Annotated in this window: 20 protein-coding genes; 9 read left to right on the forward strand and 11 right to left on the reverse strand. The window is 66.3% G+C overall.

Annotation, left to right across the window (positions count from 1 at the left end; translation table 11 throughout):
- Positions 1 to 37 precede the first annotated feature (37 nt).
- From IBX22_RS08395 to IBX22_RS08410, 4 genes are read right to left on the reverse strand one after another with little or no spacing between them, the layout of a single operon-like run.
- Positions 38 to 823, reverse strand: a complete 786-nt coding sequence (locus tag IBX22_RS08395) for an ATP-binding cassette domain-containing protein (protein WP_309234488.1) — start codon at positions 821 to 823, stop codon at positions 38 to 40.
- Positions 820 to 1869, reverse strand: a complete 1050-nt coding sequence (locus IBX22_RS08400) for an ABC transporter permease (protein ID WP_194814739.1) — start codon at positions 1867 to 1869, stop codon at positions 820 to 822. Before IBX22_RS08400 ends, IBX22_RS08395 begins: the two co-directional genes overlap by 4 nt.
- Positions 1870 to 1884: 15 nt before the next feature.
- Entirely contained in the window at positions 1885 to 2862 is a 978-nt protein-coding gene (locus tag IBX22_RS08405; RefSeq protein ID WP_194814740.1) for a sugar ABC transporter substrate-binding protein, read from the reverse strand.
- A gap of 8 nt (positions 2863 to 2870) precedes the next feature.
- Positions 2871 to 3785 carry a TIM barrel protein gene (locus tag IBX22_RS08410; RefSeq protein ID WP_194814741.1) on the reverse strand — a complete coding sequence of 305 codons (915 nt, stop codon included), beginning with the start codon at positions 3783 to 3785 and terminating at the stop codon, positions 2871 to 2873.
- A gap of 263 nt (positions 3786 to 4048) precedes the next feature.
- Here IBX22_RS08410 and IBX22_RS08415 point away from each other — a divergent pair, with 263 nt between their 5' ends.
- The 5 genes from IBX22_RS08415 (at position 4049) to IBX22_RS08435 (ending at position 7802) form a co-directional block, all read left to right on the forward strand.
- Positions 4049 to 5050, forward strand: a complete 1002-nt coding sequence (locus tag IBX22_RS08415; RefSeq protein WP_194814742.1) for a LacI family DNA-binding transcriptional regulator — start codon at positions 4049 to 4051, stop codon at positions 5048 to 5050.
- A 39-nt stretch (positions 5051 to 5089) separates the two neighbouring features.
- Complete coding sequence (locus tag IBX22_RS08420) at positions 5090 to 6106, forward strand: Gfo/Idh/MocA family oxidoreductase (protein WP_194814743.1); 1017 nt, start codon at positions 5090 to 5092, stop codon at positions 6104 to 6106.
- A gap of 14 nt (positions 6107 to 6120) precedes the next feature.
- On the forward strand, positions 6121 to 6825 hold the full coding sequence (locus tag IBX22_RS08425) for an endonuclease/exonuclease/phosphatase family protein (protein ID WP_194814744.1): 705 nt from the start codon (positions 6121 to 6123) through the stop codon (positions 6823 to 6825).
- Positions 6826 to 6981: 156 nt separating this feature from the next.
- Entirely contained in the window at positions 6982 to 7272 is a 291-nt protein-coding gene (locus IBX22_RS08430) for a hypothetical protein (RefSeq protein WP_194814745.1), read from the forward strand.
- A 47-nt stretch (positions 7273 to 7319) separates the two neighbouring features.
- Positions 7320 to 7802 carry a GNAT family N-acetyltransferase gene (locus IBX22_RS08435; RefSeq protein ID WP_309234489.1) on the forward strand — a complete coding sequence of 161 codons (483 nt, stop codon included), beginning with the start codon at positions 7320 to 7322 and terminating at the stop codon, positions 7800 to 7802.
- Here IBX22_RS08435 and IBX22_RS08440 read toward each other — a convergent pair.
- From IBX22_RS08440 to IBX22_RS08450, 3 genes are read right to left on the reverse strand one after another with little or no spacing between them, the layout of a single operon-like run.
- Positions 7788 to 9149 (reverse strand): VWA domain-containing protein, encoded by a 1362-nt coding sequence (locus tag IBX22_RS08440; RefSeq protein ID WP_194814747.1) that lies wholly within the window; start codon positions 9147 to 9149, stop codon positions 7788 to 7790. The two genes, IBX22_RS08435 and IBX22_RS08440, sit on opposite strands and share 15 nt — an antisense overlap.
- 20 nt (positions 9150 to 9169) lie before the next feature.
- Positions 9170 to 10057, reverse strand: a complete 888-nt coding sequence (locus IBX22_RS08445) for a MoxR family ATPase (protein ID WP_194814748.1) — start codon at positions 10055 to 10057, stop codon at positions 9170 to 9172.
- Between the two features lie 22 nt (positions 10058 to 10079).
- The gene (locus IBX22_RS08450) at positions 10080 to 11444 is read right to left on the reverse strand and encodes a DUF2252 domain-containing protein (RefSeq protein ID WP_194814749.1); all 1365 of its coding nucleotides are present in this window, start codon (positions 11442 to 11444) and stop codon (positions 10080 to 10082) included.
- 283 nt (positions 11445 to 11727) lie between these two features.
- Here IBX22_RS08450 and IBX22_RS08455 point away from each other — a divergent pair, with 283 nt between their 5' ends.
- Positions 11728 to 12039: a hypothetical protein gene (locus tag IBX22_RS08455; protein ID WP_194814750.1), complete on the forward strand. Its 312-nt coding sequence runs from the start codon at positions 11728 to 11730 to the stop codon at positions 12037 to 12039.
- Between the two features lie 43 nt (positions 12040 to 12082).
- On the opposite strand, the gene IBX22_RS08460 is transcribed toward IBX22_RS08455, so the two are convergent.
- Genes IBX22_RS08460 through IBX22_RS08475 form a run of 4 tightly spaced genes read right to left on the reverse strand, consistent with a single transcriptional unit; the run spans position 12083 to position 13604 of the window.
- On the reverse strand, positions 12083 to 12658 hold the full coding sequence (locus IBX22_RS08460) for a hypothetical protein (RefSeq protein ID WP_194814751.1): 576 nt from the start codon (positions 12656 to 12658) through the stop codon (positions 12083 to 12085).
- Entirely contained in the window at positions 12655 to 13128 is a 474-nt protein-coding gene (locus IBX22_RS08465; RefSeq protein WP_194814752.1) for a hypothetical protein, read from the reverse strand. The genes IBX22_RS08460 and IBX22_RS08465 overlap by 4 nt, the downstream gene beginning before the upstream one ends.
- Complete coding sequence (locus IBX22_RS08470) at positions 13129 to 13275, reverse strand: hypothetical protein (RefSeq protein ID WP_194814753.1); 147 nt, start codon at positions 13273 to 13275, stop codon at positions 13129 to 13131.
- Complete coding sequence (locus tag IBX22_RS08475) at positions 13275 to 13604, reverse strand: type VII secretion target (RefSeq protein ID WP_194814754.1); 330 nt, start codon at positions 13602 to 13604, stop codon at positions 13275 to 13277. Before IBX22_RS08475 ends, IBX22_RS08470 begins: the two co-directional genes overlap by 1 nt.
- Before the next feature lie 297 nt (positions 13605 to 13901).
- On the opposite strand from IBX22_RS08475, the gene IBX22_RS08480 reads away from it, so the two are divergent.
- The 3 genes from IBX22_RS08480 (at position 13902) to IBX22_RS08490 (ending at position 16490) form a co-directional block, all read left to right on the forward strand.
- Positions 13902 to 14213 (forward strand): hypothetical protein, encoded by a 312-nt coding sequence (locus IBX22_RS08480; RefSeq protein ID WP_194815795.1) that lies wholly within the window; start codon positions 13902 to 13904, stop codon positions 14211 to 14213.
- A 97-nt stretch (positions 14214 to 14310) separates the two neighbouring features.
- Positions 14311 to 14763, forward strand: a complete 453-nt coding sequence (locus tag IBX22_RS08485) for a hypothetical protein (protein WP_194814755.1) — start codon at positions 14311 to 14313, stop codon at positions 14761 to 14763.
- A gap of 146 nt (positions 14764 to 14909) precedes the next feature.
- Complete coding sequence (locus IBX22_RS08490) at positions 14910 to 16490, forward strand: integrase (RefSeq protein ID WP_194814756.1); 1581 nt, start codon at positions 14910 to 14912, stop codon at positions 16488 to 16490.
- Positions 16491 to 16697: the final 207 nt, after the last annotated feature.

Genomic DNA, 16697 nt, shown 5'->3' on the forward strand with positions numbered 1-16697 from the left:
GATGGGACTTGTGGGCAGCGACACCGCTGCTGCCCACTCACGGGTTCACCACGCGCTGGAGCTCGTGTTCGAGCGCCTCGAGTTCCGCGCCGCCCGCCATCTGCCTGGTCAGGTCGGAGACGTCGATCTCTGACTTCGCGTAGGAGCCGAGGACCGTACCGCGTTTGAGCAGCAGGAAGTGGTCACCGACCGGGTAGGCGTGGTGCGGGTTGTGGGTGATGAGGACGACCCCGAGCCCGCGGTCGCGAGCTTGGACGACGTAGCGCAGGACCACGCCCGCCTGTTTGACGCCGAGCGCGGCGGTCGGTTCGTCGAGAATGAGGACCTTCGCCCCATAGTGCACCGCGCGGGCGATGGCGACGCACTGACGCTGACCGCCCGAGAGGGTGCCGACCGGCTGCTCCATATCGCGGATCTCGATCCCCATGTCCGACAGGCCTTTCCGGGCGACCGCGCGCCCCTTACGGCTGTCGAGCATGCGGAAGGGCCCGGCTCCGACGGTGGGCTCGGACCCCAGGACGAAGTTGCGCCACACGCTCATCAGGGGGACCACCGCGAGGTCCTGGTACACGGTCGCGATGCCGTGGTCCAATGCCGCACGCGGAGAAGACAACCGGGTGGCTGCGCCGTCGAGCCGCAACTCCCCGCGGTCGTGCTGGTGCACCCCCGCGAGGATTTTGATCAGCGTCGACTTGCCCGCGCCGTTGTCGCCGAGCACGCAGGTCACTTCCCCCGCCCGCACGGACATCGAAACATCTTGCAGCGCAACCACACCGCCGTAGCTCTTGCCGATGTCGATGGTTTCGATAAGTGCCGCGTTCACCGGCGTACCCTCTCGGCTCGCTTCTGGAATCGGTTGTTCACCAGCACCGCGGCCAGCAGGAGCACACCGAGGAACAGCATGAACCAGTCGCTGTCCCAGCGGGCGAACACGATGCCCTGGCGCGCCATACCGAAGATGAGCGCGCCGATCGCGGCGCCCACCGCGGACCCGAAACCACCGGTGAGCAGGCACCCGCCGACCACCGCCGCGATGATGTAGTGCAGTTCCAGGCCGATACCCTGATTGGCTTGGACGCTGGTGAAGCGCAGGATCATGCAGGAGCCGACCACCCAGCCCGCGAACGCCGTGGTCATGAACAGGATGATCTTCGTCCGGTCGGCAGGCACGCCGACCGCCCGCGCGCTCGGCAGGGATCCGCCCACGGCGAAAATCCAGTTGCCGAACTTGGTGCGGGTCAGCACGAACGAGGCGATCGCGGTGAGCACGATCCACCAGATCACCGACGCCTGCACGCTGGTGCCGCCGATCTTCAGGGTGGAGGCGAAGACGGAGCCCGCCGACTCGTAGCCGGGCGCGCTCCGGATGCCCGCCACCTGAACGGTTCCCGTGACGAGTCGGGTGATACCGAGGTTGAGGCCTTGCAACGCAAGGAAAGTGCCGAGGGTGACGATGAAACTCGGCATCCCCGTGCGCATTACCAGCCAGCCGTTGAACGCGCCGACCGCCAGGGCGAGCAGCAGCGAAACCAGCAGCGCCGCCCAGACATTCCACCCGGCGTGCACCGCCAGCAGGGCGGTCACCAGGGCGGTCGAGGCGGTCATGACGCCCGCCGACAGATCGAATTCACCGCCGATCATCAACAGCGCCACCGCGACCGCCATGATGCCGAGGGTGGACGCGTCGTCGAGCCAGTTCGCGATGCCCATCGGGCTCAGGAACCGCTCGGTGATGACCGAGAAGAACACGAACACCAGCAGGGCGCCGAGGGCAGCGCCCACCTCCGGCCGCACGAGGATCCGGTGCAGCAGCGAGGGACCGGCTGCCACCTCGCTCGACTGCTCCGAAACCGGGGTGGCAACGGTCATTTCATCGCCTCCTGCTCAGCGGGTGCCGCGTGATACCAGGGCGGCGACGGCTTCCACGTTGTTCTTGTCCACGAACGCCGGACCGGTCTGCACAGGTGCGCCGCCACCGAGGGTGTTGCGGTTGGTCTGATACAGCTTCAGCAGCACGACCGGGAGGTAGCCCTGCTCGTACTGCTGCTGGTCCACCGCGAACAGCAGCTTGCCCGCCTTGATCGCCTCCACCACATCGGAATTCAGGTCGAAGGTGGCGATGGTCGCGGCCGAGCTCGCTTCCTTGACCGCGTCGACGGCGCGCGCGGCGACCTGCGAATTCAGGGTCAGCACCGCGTCGATGGAACGGTCCGCCTCGACCGCGCCCTTGATGCGAGCCTGGGCATCGGTCGGGTTGTTGATGTCGACCTGCAGCGTGCTGCCGTTGCCGAACGCCTTGGTGGCGCCGTCACAGCGCTGGTTGGCACCGATATTGCCGGCCTCGTGAATCACGCAGAGCAGCTTCTTCTTTCCGGCGTCGGCCAGGCGCTTGCCCGCGTTCGTCCCGGCGAGAGTTTCGCTCTGGCCGACATGGGTGACGGCGCCGTACTTGGCGCTGTCGTTCTCCCCGGAGTTGATGGTGATCACCGGAATGCCCGCCGCGACCGCCTTTTCGATGGAGCTGCGCAGCGCGTCGGGGTTGGCCATGGAGACGACGAGTCCGCCGACGCCCTGAGCGACGGCGTTGTCGATCAGCTTGGCCTGCTGACCCGGGTCGCCGGAGGAGTTGTAGTCGACGCGGACATCGAGATCCTTGCCCGCCTGCTCGGCGCCGTTCTTCACGACGTTCCAGAAGGCGTCACCGGCGCTGCCGTGGGTGACGACCGCGACCGACTCCAGTTTCCCCTGGCCACCCGGGGATTCGGTCTTGGCGGGCTCATCGGAACCGGGCCCGCTGCAGGCCGCCAGGACCGCCGCCGCGGCGATCCACGGCACCAACCGGCGTACGCGCTGTATCGACATCGTTGTCATCACTTCCCAACTAGATTTCCACTCGAAGCCAGTGCGGTGCTGATGCCCGCGAGCCGGCGCAAGCTTTGTTCGGTGTCCCGGCGGGGCTGGTCGGCCGCGCCGGTGGGCGCCAGGGCGGTGTCCTGTTCGATGACATACCAACCGCGGTAACCGGTTTCGTACATGCCGCGTACCAGCGCCGCGATATCGACATCGCCCTCACCCAGCGGAACATACAGCCCCTGGCGCACCGCTTGGCTGTATTCGAGCTTGCCGCCACGGATTTCGTCGGCGAGTTCGCTGCGCACGTCCTTGAGGTGGATGTGCCCGATCCGGTCGGGGTGGCGGCGCGCCAGGCGCACCGGGCTGGTGCCGCCGATGAGCAGGTGCCCGGTGTCCAGGCACAGGTCCAGATCCGAGTCGGCCAGGAAGTGCTCGACCTCGGCCTGGGTTTCGATCTGGGTGCCGACGTGCGGGTGCAGGACGGTGCGCAGGCCGTGTTCGGCGGCGATGTCGCGGGCCCGCGCCGCGGTGTCGATCAGCGTCTGCCATTCCCGGCCGGTGAGCGGCGGGCGGGTGTCGTAGCCCGCCAGGCCGGTGGCCGCCGCGAGGACCAGAACTTCGGCGCCGGCCACGGCGTACAGCGCGGCGGTGCGCTGGACGGTGGCGAGGGCGAGCTCGGCTTGATAGTGCAGGGGGACGGCGAGGAAACCGCCGATCGCGCGCATGCCGAATTCGTCCAGCAGCGCGCGCAACTCCCCCGGGTCGATGGGCAGGTAGCCCGGTGGCCCGAGTTCGGTCGCGGTGAGGCCGAGCGCGGCCATCTCCGACAGCACGGTCCGGGTGTCCAGGACGTGACCCCAGCCGGGAACCTCGCAGACGCCCCAGGAGATCGGCGCGCCCGCGATTCGCAGCGGGTGGAACGGTTCGGCCATCAGGACTCTCCGACCTGTGCGCGAGCGCTCGCGAATTGGAGCGCTCCAACTATGTAACGCAGGCCACATCGTGTCAAGGGGTGTGCGGTCAGCCCGGAAAGCCGCGTTACCTCGGAAGATGTTGCCGTTCAGCCGAAGCGGAGCTGGACGGCTGATCCATTAGAGCGCTCTATTGCCTAGTCATTGCGGACCTTGTAACGTGCGAGCCGCACGGACACCGGAGCGGGTGCATCGCCTGCCGGGTCCGGCGGACCGGAGGCGAGATGGCGCGACCGACCATGGAGGATGTCGCCGCCCGCGCCGGTGTATCCCGCGCCCTGGTCTCGCTGGTCATGCGCGACTCCCCCAAGGTGAGCGAACATCGGCGGCGCGCCGTCTTGGCAGCCGCGAAAGACCTCGGCTATCAGCCGCACATCATGGCGCGCTCGCTGGCCAGCCGGACCTCCAATATCGTCGGCGTCCTTGTCTCCGATCTGCGCAACGCGTTCTTCGCCGACGTGGTCGAGGGCATGGACAGCGCGGCGCAGGAGCTCGGCTTCGAACTCATCCTCAACACCGGCCGCCGCAGCGCCGCCCGCGAACGCACCGCTCTGGAGAGCCTGCTCGCCTTCCGGCCCGGCGGCATCATCCTGCTCTCCCCGGTGTTGCCCGCCGCCGCCATTCGGCAAGCGGCACAACAGGGTCCGGTCGTGCTGGTGTCGCGTGGCTCGACCGTGCCCGAGGTCGACACCGTCAACGACGACGGGGAAGCCGGGGCCGCGTTGGCCGTCGACCATCTCGTGTCCCTCGGGCACCGCCGCATCGTGCATCTCGACGGCGGCGCGGCGTTCTCCTCCGCCGCCCGCCGGCGCGGCTACCGCACCGCCATGCAGCGCCACGGCCTGGAGCCGATGGTCGTCCCGAGCGAGCACACCGACTCCGCCGGTCTCGCCGCCGTCCAGCGACTACGGAACCTGTTCTCGCACAACGACTTCCCCACCGCCCTGGTGTGCGGCAACGACTTCAACGCCGTCGGCGCGATGTCCGGGCTCGAGGAAGCCGGACTGCGGGTCCCCGAGGACGTGTCGATCGTCGGCTACGACAACACCTCCCTGGCCGCGCTCCGTCACGTCTCGCTCACCACCATCGATCAACCGCGCAACCGAATGGGCCGTCTCGCCCTCGAGGCCCTCGCCGAACGCCTACGCGACGGACGCACCGCCCCGGTCCGCCGCCGCGTCGAACCGTCTCTCGTCGTTCGCTCCACCACAGCCGCCATCACCTGAGCCGCGCGCACCGACAGCGCACGCACCCAAGGAGATTCGATGACCACAACCGACCTCCGCATCGGCCTCGCCGGGACCGGGCGCATCGGCGCCGCCCACGCCGAGACCCTCAAATCCCTGCCCGGCGTCGGCTCCGTAGTCGTCGCCGACGCCGACACCGCCCGGGCTCAGGTCACCGCGGCCAAGCTCGGCGCCGAGTGCGTACCCGATGTCGAAACGCTGCTCGCCGCCGGCCTCGACGGCCTGGTCATCGCCACGGCCACCGACTCGCACCCCGAACTCATCATCCGCGCAGTCGATCTCGGCATTCCGGTGTTCTGTGAGAAGCCCGTCGCCGCCGACATCCGCGGCACCCTCGAGGTGATCGAGCACCTCGAAAACTCGCAGGTGCCAGTACAAATCGGCTTCCAGCGCCGTTTCGACGCCGGCTACCGCGCCGCCCGTGCGGCCATCACCTCGGGCGAACTCGGCTGGCTGCACACCCTGCGCGCCACCACCCTCGACCCGGCCCCGCCGCCCGCGGAGTACGTCGCCCGCTCAGGAGGCCTGTTCCGCGACTGCGGCGTGCACGATTTCGACATCATCCGCTGGGTGAGCGGCCGCGAAGTCGCCGAGGTCTACGCCACCGGCGGCAACCGCGGCGACGAATTCTTCAGCACCGCAGGCGATGTCGACACCGCCGCCGTGTTCCTGACACTCGACGACGGCACCCTCGCGACGGTCTCGCTGTCCCGCTACAACGGCGCCGGTTACGACGTCCGTCTGGAAGCCCTCGGGTCGCTCGGGAACGCCATCGTGGGGCTGGACGATCGCGCGCCCCTGCGCTCGGTCGAACCCGGCTGTCCCCCTTCCACTTCCCCCGCCTACCCCAACTTCATGGAACGCTTCCACCAGGCCTACACCGACGAACTCCTCGCCTTTCTGTCGGTGGTGACCGGTGAAATCCTCAGCCCGTGCGACCCCGCCGACGCGCTGGAGGCCTTCTATATCGCTGAAGCCTGTGAACTGTCCCGCCGCGAAGGTCGGCCCGTCAGCCGGAACGAGGTGCGTCACTGATTAGCATCGCCAGAGTGATCACGGTTGCCACCTGGAATGTTCTGCATCGCGTCCATGCCGAGAACTGGCGGGACGCCGATACACAGTGGCCGGACGAGAGCGAGCGCATCGCCGATATCACCGCCCGGGTTGCCTCGCGTCCCGAGACTGTCATCGCACTACAGGAGGTCAGCGGGGATCAGCTCGCGGCGCTGCGGGTGGCGTTGCCGGACCGGGCAATTCACGTCCTGCGGTATCCGCGCGTCCCGAGACTACGACGCGGCAACGCCGAACTCAGCGATCCGACCGAGCATCTCGTCCTCGTAGTGGACGGCCTTAGTCGACTGCTCAGCGCCGAGCCCTTCGACAATGACCCCGGCAAAGGTGCCGTCGTCGTGCAGGTGGGCGAGCTCACGGTGATAGCGACCCATGTCACCGGAGATGATCGCCGCACCGGGCAATTCGCCCACCTGACCAAGCTCGCCTCGACGATGGGGCCGGTCGTCCTGCTCGGGGACTTCAACGTGGATCGTGACACCGTCGAATCCGCGCTCGGCAGTGGTTTCACCGTCGCTCAGCTTCCGCCGGATTCCGCCCCGACCAGACCCCGCACCGCCAGCACGAAGTCCCAGTTCATCGACCATGTCGTCGTCCGAGACGCCACCGTGACCGACGCCGCCGTGCACCCCGCCCCCGGCCTGTCCGATCACAACCTCCTGAGCGCCACCCTCACCTTCTAACCGGGACATCACCGCGGCGAACGTCGAGTAAGCACCGCGCTCACGTCCCACCTAACCGCTTCTTCGGGAGCGGTGGGATGTCGTACCCGGGTGGAATACTGATGGTAGACGGCGTGCCCGCGCTGATCTGGTCCGAATTACCTTGGGGGGGTTCCCATGTCGCACGTCCTGCCCACCGCTGTGTCGATCGTGTGCATTACTACCGCCGTCGCCGCCCTGCTGGCTTCCGTCATCACCGATGTTCGCGCGAATCGCGCCGCTCGCGCCGCCGAATTCTGTTTCATCAATGGTGATCTGCCAACCGACGCGTACTTCACCAACCAGTCCCGATCCGGCCTGTACCAGCGCCTCGCGTTCCGGCTGCTCGCCTCCGGCGTGGCGCTGATGCTGGTCGGTGTCGCGATATCCGGCTGGGCCGCATGGCAATACCTGCACAGCGCGCACTAGCCGGAAATTCGGGTGCTTTCGCGCCCGCGCCGCCCTACCGTGGGCGGGTGCGGAAGACACCAGAAGAGAAGCGGCTCAGTACGACCGAACTTGCGGCCGCCCTGCCCGATGGCTACGAAGTGTCCACCGACACCGCGCGTCTGGATGTCGACCGCGTGCACCGGTGGCTTTCCACCGACTCGTACTGGGCGATGGGCAGGTCCCGGGAGACGCAGGATGCCGCGGTCGCCGGATCGCTGAATTTCGGTGTGTACGACACTGTTTCCGGCGCACAGGTCGGGTACGCGCGGGTGGTGAGCGACCTCGCGACGTTCGCGTGGCTCTGCGATGTCTACATCGATCGGTCGGTTCGCGGGAAGGGGTTCGGCTCCGCGCTGGTGGCTGTCGTTCGCGACCATCTCGAGTCAACCGGCGTACCGCGCATCCTGCTCGCCACCGGCGACGCCCACGGCGTGTACGAGAAGATCGGGTTCCACCCGCTGGAGAGCCCGGAGGAATGGATGATCCTGCGCTTTTCAGCTGGGCAGTAGGCGGGAGACGACCTCCGCGAGCTGTTTCACGTTGCGGCATTCGTGCATGGTCACGTGCTCGGCGTAGCGGTGGGCGGCGGAGTCGCCGGTGGGCCAGGAGCGGGCCGGTTCCGGATTGAGCCAGTAGGTGTGTTTGGCGCGATCGCACATCTGTTGCAGGGCATCGAGATTCGGGTCGGTGCGGTTGGTGCGGGCGTCGCCGAGGATGAGCAGAGAGGTGCGGGGGCCGAGGGCGTCGAGGTAATTGTCGGTGAAGCCCTGCAGCGCATCGCCATAGTTGCTGCTACCGAAACGGGCAACGCGGGATTCGCGGAGGATGCGCGTCGACAGGCCCGGCTCGGGCGGTTCGCCGGGAGTGAAGAAGCCGGTGATTTCGTCGCAGGTGTCGACGAAACCGAAGCTGCGGACGCGGCTGAACTGGTCCTGCAACGCTTGCACGAGTTGCAGGGTGAATTCGGCGAAACCGGTGACCGAGCCGGAGAGGTCTGCGAGGACGACGAGGTCGGGTCGGCCGTGTTTGCGGGCCCGCAGCACCGGGTCGACGGGGACGCCGCCGGTGGCCATGGAGCGGCGCAGGGTGCGACGCATATCGATCTGACCGCGGACCGCCTTCTTCCGGCGTGCGGCCAGACGGGTCGCGAGCTTGCGCGCCAAAGGGCTTACCAGGCGGCGCATTTCAGCGAGATCCTGTTCGCGGGCACCGAGGAAATCGATCTGGTCGGTGGCGGATTCGATGCCGCGGCGGGCGATGTAATCGGTGCCGCGGAGTTCGGCGGAGCGCAGACGCGCCTCGGTTTGGACCTGAGTGCGGAAATCGGTGAGGCGGCGCTGGGCTTCGATGGTGTGCACCGCGGTGTCGAGTTGGCCTGAGCCGCCCATGGATTCGACGATGCGATCCTGAAGGTCTTCCGGGCGAAGGTTTTTCATGGTCAGGTAGGAAGACCAGCCCGCGCCGGACGCGGTGGTCACCGGCCGATCCGATTGGCCGCTACCGACACCGCCGTACCCGCCGAGCGTGGTGAGCGCCTGGCGTGCGAGTTCGGTGACAGCGGCGGGGTCGCCCTGGGCGAGGGCATCCACCAAGCGGTCTCGGAGCTGGTCGAGGGGGATCTCCGGAATCTGCTGCGGCAGTTCGGAACCGAGGAAGTACAGGTCGAAGAGCTGATCGAAGACCGACCGCTGTCCGTTGCGGCGCAACAGGGTTGCGGCCAGGCCGGACCTGATCCGGTTCGGGTCCGACAGCCCCAGGGCGATAATCGCCTCGGCCGCGTCGACGGTCTCGCTCGGACCCGCGTTGATGCCGTGCTCACGCAAGATTCCGACGAAGTCGACCAGCCGATCGGTCATTGACCGGCTACCGAGGCGCGTCACCGCGCGTCCTTGTCCACCGTGTCCGCGTCGAGCAAGGCGAGGCGCTCGATCGCCACCCGATGGTCCGACTGGTATTTCAGCAACACGCCCAGCGTGGAGCGCACCACGCCAGTGGTCAGATTCCGCGCACCGAGGGTCACCAATGTCCTTGCCCAGTCCACGGTTTCGGCGATGGACGGCGACTTCCGCAGGGACAGTTGACGTAGCGCTCCCACCATCTCGACCGCCGACGCGGCGACGACCTCGTCCAGCTCCGGCACCTTCAATCGGACGATCGCGCGTTCCAATTCCGCTGTCGGATAGTCGATGTGGAGGTACAGGCAGCGGCGCTTCAACGCGTCGGAAAGATCGCGGTTCGCGTTCGAGGTGAGGATGACGAACGGCTTCCGGACGGCGGTGATGGTGCCGAGTTCGGGGATGCTCACCTGGAAGTCACCCAGCACCTCGAGCAGCAGCCCTTCGAGTTCGACGTCGGCCTTGTCGAGTTCGTCGATGAGCAGGACCGTCGAGTGCGGGTTGCGGATCGCCGCGAGCAGGGGCCGTTCGAGCAGGAACTCCTCGGTGAAGACGTGATCGCGGGTGCTGTCCCAGTTCTCGCGCTCGGCCGTGATCCGCAGCAGTTGCTTGGCGTGATTCCACTCGTAGAGTGCGCGCGCCTCGTCGATGCCCTCGTAGCACTGCAGGCGCACCAGCTCCGAGCTGGTCGCCGCCGCCACCGCCTTGGCGAGCTCGGTCTTGCCGACACCGGCGGGTCCCTCGATCAGCAGCGGCTTGCCCAGGTGCCCGGCGAGGAACACGGCGGTCGCGATGTCGGTGGACGGCAGGTATCCCGCCGCGGACAGCCGCGCGGTCACCTCATCCACCGACGCAAAGAACTTACTCATCGGTAACCAGTGTAGAGCTGGTTCAGTACGCCTTGGGCGCGGCCTTGATACGGCCGGATTCGATCGCGTCGAGCATGGTCTGATGGTCGGCGAGAGTCTGGTCGGCGTAGGCGAGGGCGAACTCCGCGATCGCGTTGTCGAAGACGTCGCCGCCGCCGAGATAGGCGGCGATCGCCACGCGGTCCCCCGAGCGGGCGTGCGCGCGGGCGAGCGTGGCGCCGCACAACTCGGCGTAGGCCGTGAGGACCGGGACGGGCATCTCTTCGAGCACGACCGAGCCTTTCATGTCGCGCAGCTGGCGCACGTAGTAGTGGCGTTTCTCCAGCGCGCTGGCCCAGCCGAGAAAAATATCGCTGGTTGCTTGCATGAGCCGCTGCCCGTAGACGACCCGGTGGCCCTGGTGCCGATAACGGCTCGGCTTCAGATAGGGCGCGAGAATCGACGCCTCGGCCTGCTTGGCCTGCAAGAACAGCGGGCTGCCGGTGTACAGGTCCTCCAGCAGCAGGATGTAGCAGCGGGTGCCGACACTGCCGACGCCGACGACCTTGCGCGCCGAGTCCACGAGGCGGTACCGGTGCAGCAGCGGCCGGCGTTCCTCGGCGATGGTGCGACGGTAGTCCAGGTAGGCGACGTCGATGCCGGTCTTCTCCGCGTCGGTTGTCTCGACGACGAACGGGTCGCGGTTGCGGATGCGCGGCATCCCGTCCGGGCCCGGCTCGGTGAGTTTGTGCAGCGCCTGAGCGCTGGTGCGGGCACGCGCGTCGGCAATCATCTTCGCGGCCCCCTTGCGGAACTGGACCGTGTGCATCAGATCCTCGACCATTTGCGCGTCGGTGCGCTCGTACCAAACGGTCATGGCGTCCAACTCGGCCAGGCGGCGCATAGCCTCGCGGTAGCCGCGCACCCCCGCGAGGGCCGCCGCCTGCGCCTCGGTGTCGGTGCCGCCGTTCGCGCGGGTGGCGACCACGACGCTGGCCGCGAGGCGTTTGACATCCCATTCGAACGGACCCGGCAGCGTTTCGTCGAAGTCGTTGACGTCGAAAACCAACTGGCGCTCCGGTGAGGCGAACAGGCCGAAGTTGGACAGGTGCGCGTCACCGCAGAGCTGCACGACGAGGTCCGTGCGCGGACCGGCCGCGAGATCGGCGGCCATGATCGCGGGCGCGCCGCGATAGAACGGGAAGGGGCCGGTGGCCATGCGCGCGTACCGAATCGGAACCAGGTCCGGGACGCGAGTCTTCGCCTGCTTCTCCAGGATGGCGACCGGGTTGCCGCGCCGCTTCGGCGTGCGCCATTCGGCGTGCGCGGACCGCGGGACCTGTTTGCGCTCGGCCCGGCCGTCCGCAGCCGCGGAATGATCGGCACGGGTGATCGTCGCGCTCGTCATTCGCCCAGTCTTGCGCGGATCTTCGAAGACCGGCAAGGACACGCCCAACCCCTGCGAAGTCAGTTCGCTGTCGCGGCACAGCCCCGCCATGGTTGCTATTCGATGAAGTCGGGGTAGCCCCACCCAAACCTCAGGGTGCACCCCGACGACGTCTCATACCCGAGAGTGAGATCTGCACTCGAATACCTTTCCACCAGTGACCTTTCAGCCCGAGTGCGGCACAGTGTCAGGTGTGCGAACACCGCGAACGCGGATGTTCGCCGAAGAGCCGAAAGGATTTACGTTGCACACGACGAGAAAGTCCACCGCCCGCCGCACCCTGGCCCGCGTCGCCATCGCCGGCGTCCTCACCGCAATCCCGTTGACCGCCTTGGCCGTTCCCGCTTCGGCCACCCCCGCCGTCCCCGGCGTCACCGAGGTCCGGCACGGCGACGATTGCCGCCGCCTGCAGCCCTGGGAACAGGGCCTCTTCGACGACCGGCACGAACCCTGGGACGGGTACTGGGACAGGTGCGAACGCCGCCGCAAGCCGCACGACCCGTTCTCCGGTTTCGGGCATCACCACCGCCCGAGCGGAATGTTCGGCAGCAGCTAGCAGCTCTGGTTCCACACCCCGCCGGGAACCTCCGGTGGGGTGTTCAGTGTTTACCTGCCCGGCGTTCCTCGACCGCGGCCACGAAATCGGGATGCGCGGACACGATCAGCTGGTCGGCTGTGTCGTTCATCCAGACATCGGCGAAATAGCCCGATCGGCTCCACGTCAGCATCGCCACCAGCAACGCGATCGGCAGACATCCTGGCACGATCGCGAAAGCCAAAGGCAGATAGAGCGGTTGGAGTTCGAGCACCCGCGCCGTGAGAATCGCCGCGATTGTCAGCGGAATCGCCAGCAGCGCCACCAGCGCGATCCGCCGGAAGCGCCTGATCTCGTGCAGACAGAACTCACAGGCCGGGCATTCGAACCGGACGCGCGCCACCGCAGGCTCCCGTCGCCCCATCGAGCGCAACATGGCCCGCATAGTTGGCAGCTCCGAGAGTGGGCCGGTGGAATTCACTGTGCAGGAGCGAGTTTCGAGGGCGGGCTGGCCGTGCTCACTGCACAGCTCGGGCATGGGCTCGGTGAGGACGAGCTCCGTCGGCGCAGACGCGAGCGTCGGCGTCCACTTCGGGTTGATCTCGGTGTTGAAGACGACCTGTTGGCGAGACACCGTCACTCCAGCCATCCACGTTGCCCGCGGTCGCGGAAATACTCGTCGTCCTCGTCCTCGTCATCCGGGGTGACGACGCGCTCACGGTTGGGCTTGCGGGTCCCCGGAACCACAGGGGGAGCCGACGGCGGCTCTGCGAGCGGCGGTGCCACGGACTGCTGCTGCTCTGCGAGCGGTTCCGACCGAAGGCGCTGCAGCTCGGCCTCGCCCTGGTCGGCGAGCCGTTGCCGCTCCTCCTCCGGCATGTCCGCGAACTGCTGCATGGCGGCCGGCAGCGTTCGATCGAGCACCCGATTGAACGCCTCGCTGTGCATCAAATCGCGTGCGCTCCCCTTCCCTTCCAGGATGCCGCGCAACTGATTCTTCAACTGCGGGTCGGTCGCGGTATCCATCAGCACCCGAAGCGCGCGGGACAGCTGCCGCGAGACCCCGACATCACCGCGGGCCAGATCATGAATCGGCTCAGGCGCGTTCACTCAAGCTCCTGGGTGGTCGTAGTTGGCGGGCGGCAGCGTCGGCATGTCTGCGGACTCGACCACCGCGACTACACCGAATTCGAAACTGTCGTTGAGCGGGTCCGCGAGCGATGGTTCGGTCAGGTTTTCCGACGGCGTCTTCGTCATCAGCTACCGCCCGTGGGGTACGTGCGGTCCAGCTCGTCAGCGCGCGCCTGATCGGTAGTCCGGTACACCTGCGCCACCTTGGTCAGCTCGGTCGCCGCGGCCGCGGTCAGGGTGCCCAGGGTCTCGTAATTGGGCTTCAACTTCTCGTGCGCCTCGGCCACCGCGCTCAGCCCGGTCCGGATGAGACCGCCGTCACCCCACACGGTGTTGTCCAGCACCAGCCATTTCTCCAGATAGGTCGCGACATTCGCATTGGCCTCGGCCAGCTTCTTCAACGCCGCGGCGAACGTATCCACCGCATCCGGATCAACCTTGAAAGTCTCCGTCATCAGACCTCCCCTACTCCCGGCATTCCCACAGTTACCTCGAAGCACCCTCACACAAACTGCCTGCTCAGCGCAACCACAGCCAGCAAGCGGCACGGCCTTGCGTCCGCCTGCGCTCCTTTAGGGGACTACCCCTAGTACCAGGGGTCTGAATGATCATTCTCGAGGATGAACATTCCCTGGGAGTTGGCTGGTAACAGCGTTTTTCGGGCTTTCGTCGGTCAGAGTTGAGATGTGCGACGGACATTCGGCAACACCGAACGCGCCGCCCCGCACAAACCGATCTGACAGGAAGGTTCCGTGGTGTTCTCTACATCGAATTCTCGCACGCTTACCCGAATCGCAATCGCGGGCGCATTCGCCACTGTCGCGCTGTCCGCCTTGGCAATTCCCGCCTCGGCCGAGCCCACAGCCCCGAACGCCACCGCCATCGGCCAGTACGACAACTGCGACCCCAATGACCCTTGCTGGGCCGACAGCCTGGACAACCCGGCAAACCCCCTCAGCCCGCTCAACCTCAACCACCCGGCGAACCCGATGAGCGCCCTGAGCCCCCTCAACCCTTCCAACCCCGCCAACCCGAACCACCCGTACCAACAGCCCACCATCTAGCCCAGCTCTGAAGCCGACCACCGCCGAACCCCTTTGTCGCAAAACAGGTTTGCTGCTAGCCTCGGGCCCGCTCAACCTATTGCACTTGGGGGTGGCGATGCCTGGCGCATCCGCAGGAAAACGCACACTGAAATCCCGACGGGTTTCCTACACATTGCCCGCCGCCGTTGCGGTCTCATTACTGTCCGCCGGATGCGGCAGCCCCGACCGCGCCGTCACCCAAACAGCGCCGACAACGGTTGCGACAACCAGCGCTGCCAGCACAGACGACCCCACCGACGTGGCGGTATGCGTCGATCCGACAACCTCGATCCGAGTCCCCGACGATCAATGCAACGAGGACACCTCCAAATACCGCCACTACTGGTACTCCCACACCCCAAACCTGCTGTACCCAGCAATCGGCGCAGCCATCATCATCGGCGCCGGCACCTTCATCCGGCCAACCACGGGTCGACTGAAGGAAACTGGAGTGCCAGCGGCTGGCGGCAAGATCGTGCGCGGCGGGTTCGGCAAGTCGAACAACACCAGCAGTGGCAGCGGTGGCTGAAACGCCTTCGGCTGCTTGAGAATTGCGTGCAGCAAGCAAAGCACTACACGCAGAACGCATGGTAGGAGTCCTCAGAAAAGGGAATGGGCTACTGGCCTCCGGAAGGAGACGAGGTAGCCCATTTAGCTCTTGTAGGCTAGCACAGCGTGACCATCGCCGAACGGCCCGATCAGCAAGGCGTTACCGCCCGGATTCTCGAGATTGCTTCTACCCGCGCGCCGTGGCATCGCAGATTGTGGCGCAGCGGGACCCTCCAAATCGCCCACGAACTGCTCGAGGACAGTGCCACGCCTGGCGTTGCGGCATCCGCGATCGCGGATTGCAGGAAGCATCTCGAGCATGCGTTGACCTCTGATGCCGGAATCGCCGACCGCGGCAGGGCAGTGAAATCGACGATCGATGCCATCAAACCTGGAATCACCACCGAGAGCCATGCGTGGATGAACCTGCGCGAGCATGTGGAACGGATGGAGGAGTCCTATCTCGCCACGTGGGCACGGGAGCTCGATAGAGCAAAGAAGATCGATGTAGAGGGCGCGGCGCGCCGTATCGCGGGGCATATCCTGGACTCCGGATACCACAAAAACAGCCTGTACAGCTGGCTGCATGCGGCCCACGATGACGCACGTGAGATCTCTTTCGCCGAATTCCTCGATGAGGCAAGCCAACGACTGCGTCGCCCGGATCGCTCGTACACTTTCTGCGTCCCGGTCACCACGAAACCGCGGTTCGTCATCAGCCAGGCCACGGCGCCCGGCTGGCTGACCGCCTCGGACACCGCGACATGGAAACTTACCTACGCCTCTGCGGCGCCGTCGATCAGACATCAGGGCGCATTTCTGCTCTCCGTCGCCGCCAAGGACATCAACTCGGCAGCTGAGCGGGCGCGATCCCAGATCGCAGACCTCGAAAACAAGCTCCATTTCGGTCGCCATCCGCTGCGGATCGCGTCCCAGATGTGGTCGCGGGAGAAAGGAGATGTGTTCCCGACACAATCCACGAACCGTATGCTCGATGTCCGTGCGTTCGAGAAACTCGATCGACTCCAAGACCTGACGATGCCCGAATACATCACCAGTGCGCTTGCGCTGGTGCATCCGGTGCGCACAGGCGCCGCCCACATCGCGGTCATGAGCGGATGGTCGGCCATCGAATCGCTACTGGTCGGCGCATCAGACGAACGCGACATCGTTGCTGCAGAACGCTTTTCACTGATCGTGGCCGCGAGCGTGCCGCGCGCCGAGCTAACTGCGCTGGCCTGGGAGTACACCCGCACGCACGATGACCCCTTGGCCATCGAGTTGCAAGGATTCGCGCAGAACATCGACCGCGCCAAACGTTTTCAGATGCACCTGCGAACGGGCGCACAGGTCACGTTGCCACTGGAGGTGGACCGACTCGCCCTGCAGCGGATCCAGCCGATCCTCACCGACCCTCGACGGGAAGTCAAGCGCATCGCTGACATCTTGACCAGGGAATTCGTACGTCTTTATCGCAAGCGCAATCTGATCGTGCACGGCGGCCACACCCACAACCCCACACTGCACGCGACTACCGAAACGATGTCCCCGTTGATCGGTGCGGGTATTGATCGCATCGTCCATGCCGGCCTGAAGAACGAGATCAGGCCGATTCAACTGTCGGCCAGCGCCGCGGCCAAGCTGCACTACCTAACGCCCGCAACGAGCACCGCCTCCGGGAATCTGCTCGACATGTTGGAACCTTGAGTCTGAGGCTCGTTCGCAACTTCCCAGCCTCCACCGGTAATCGGCTCGCGAACCGCTACTTTTTGGCAACGATCCGGTCAGCGCGAGCGATGCGGCAGCGGTTTGCGCGTAACGTGATTGGCCCGTTCGGATGGTCCATCCAACCGTCGCGAACGCCGCAATTACTTTGATGCACAGTAACATTGGTGTAGTTCCAAACGGCAGTGT

The organism is Nocardia sp. XZ_19_385, assembly GCF_015355755.1.
Taxonomy (GTDB): domain Bacteria; phylum Actinomycetota; class Actinomycetes; order Mycobacteriales; family Mycobacteriaceae; genus Nocardia.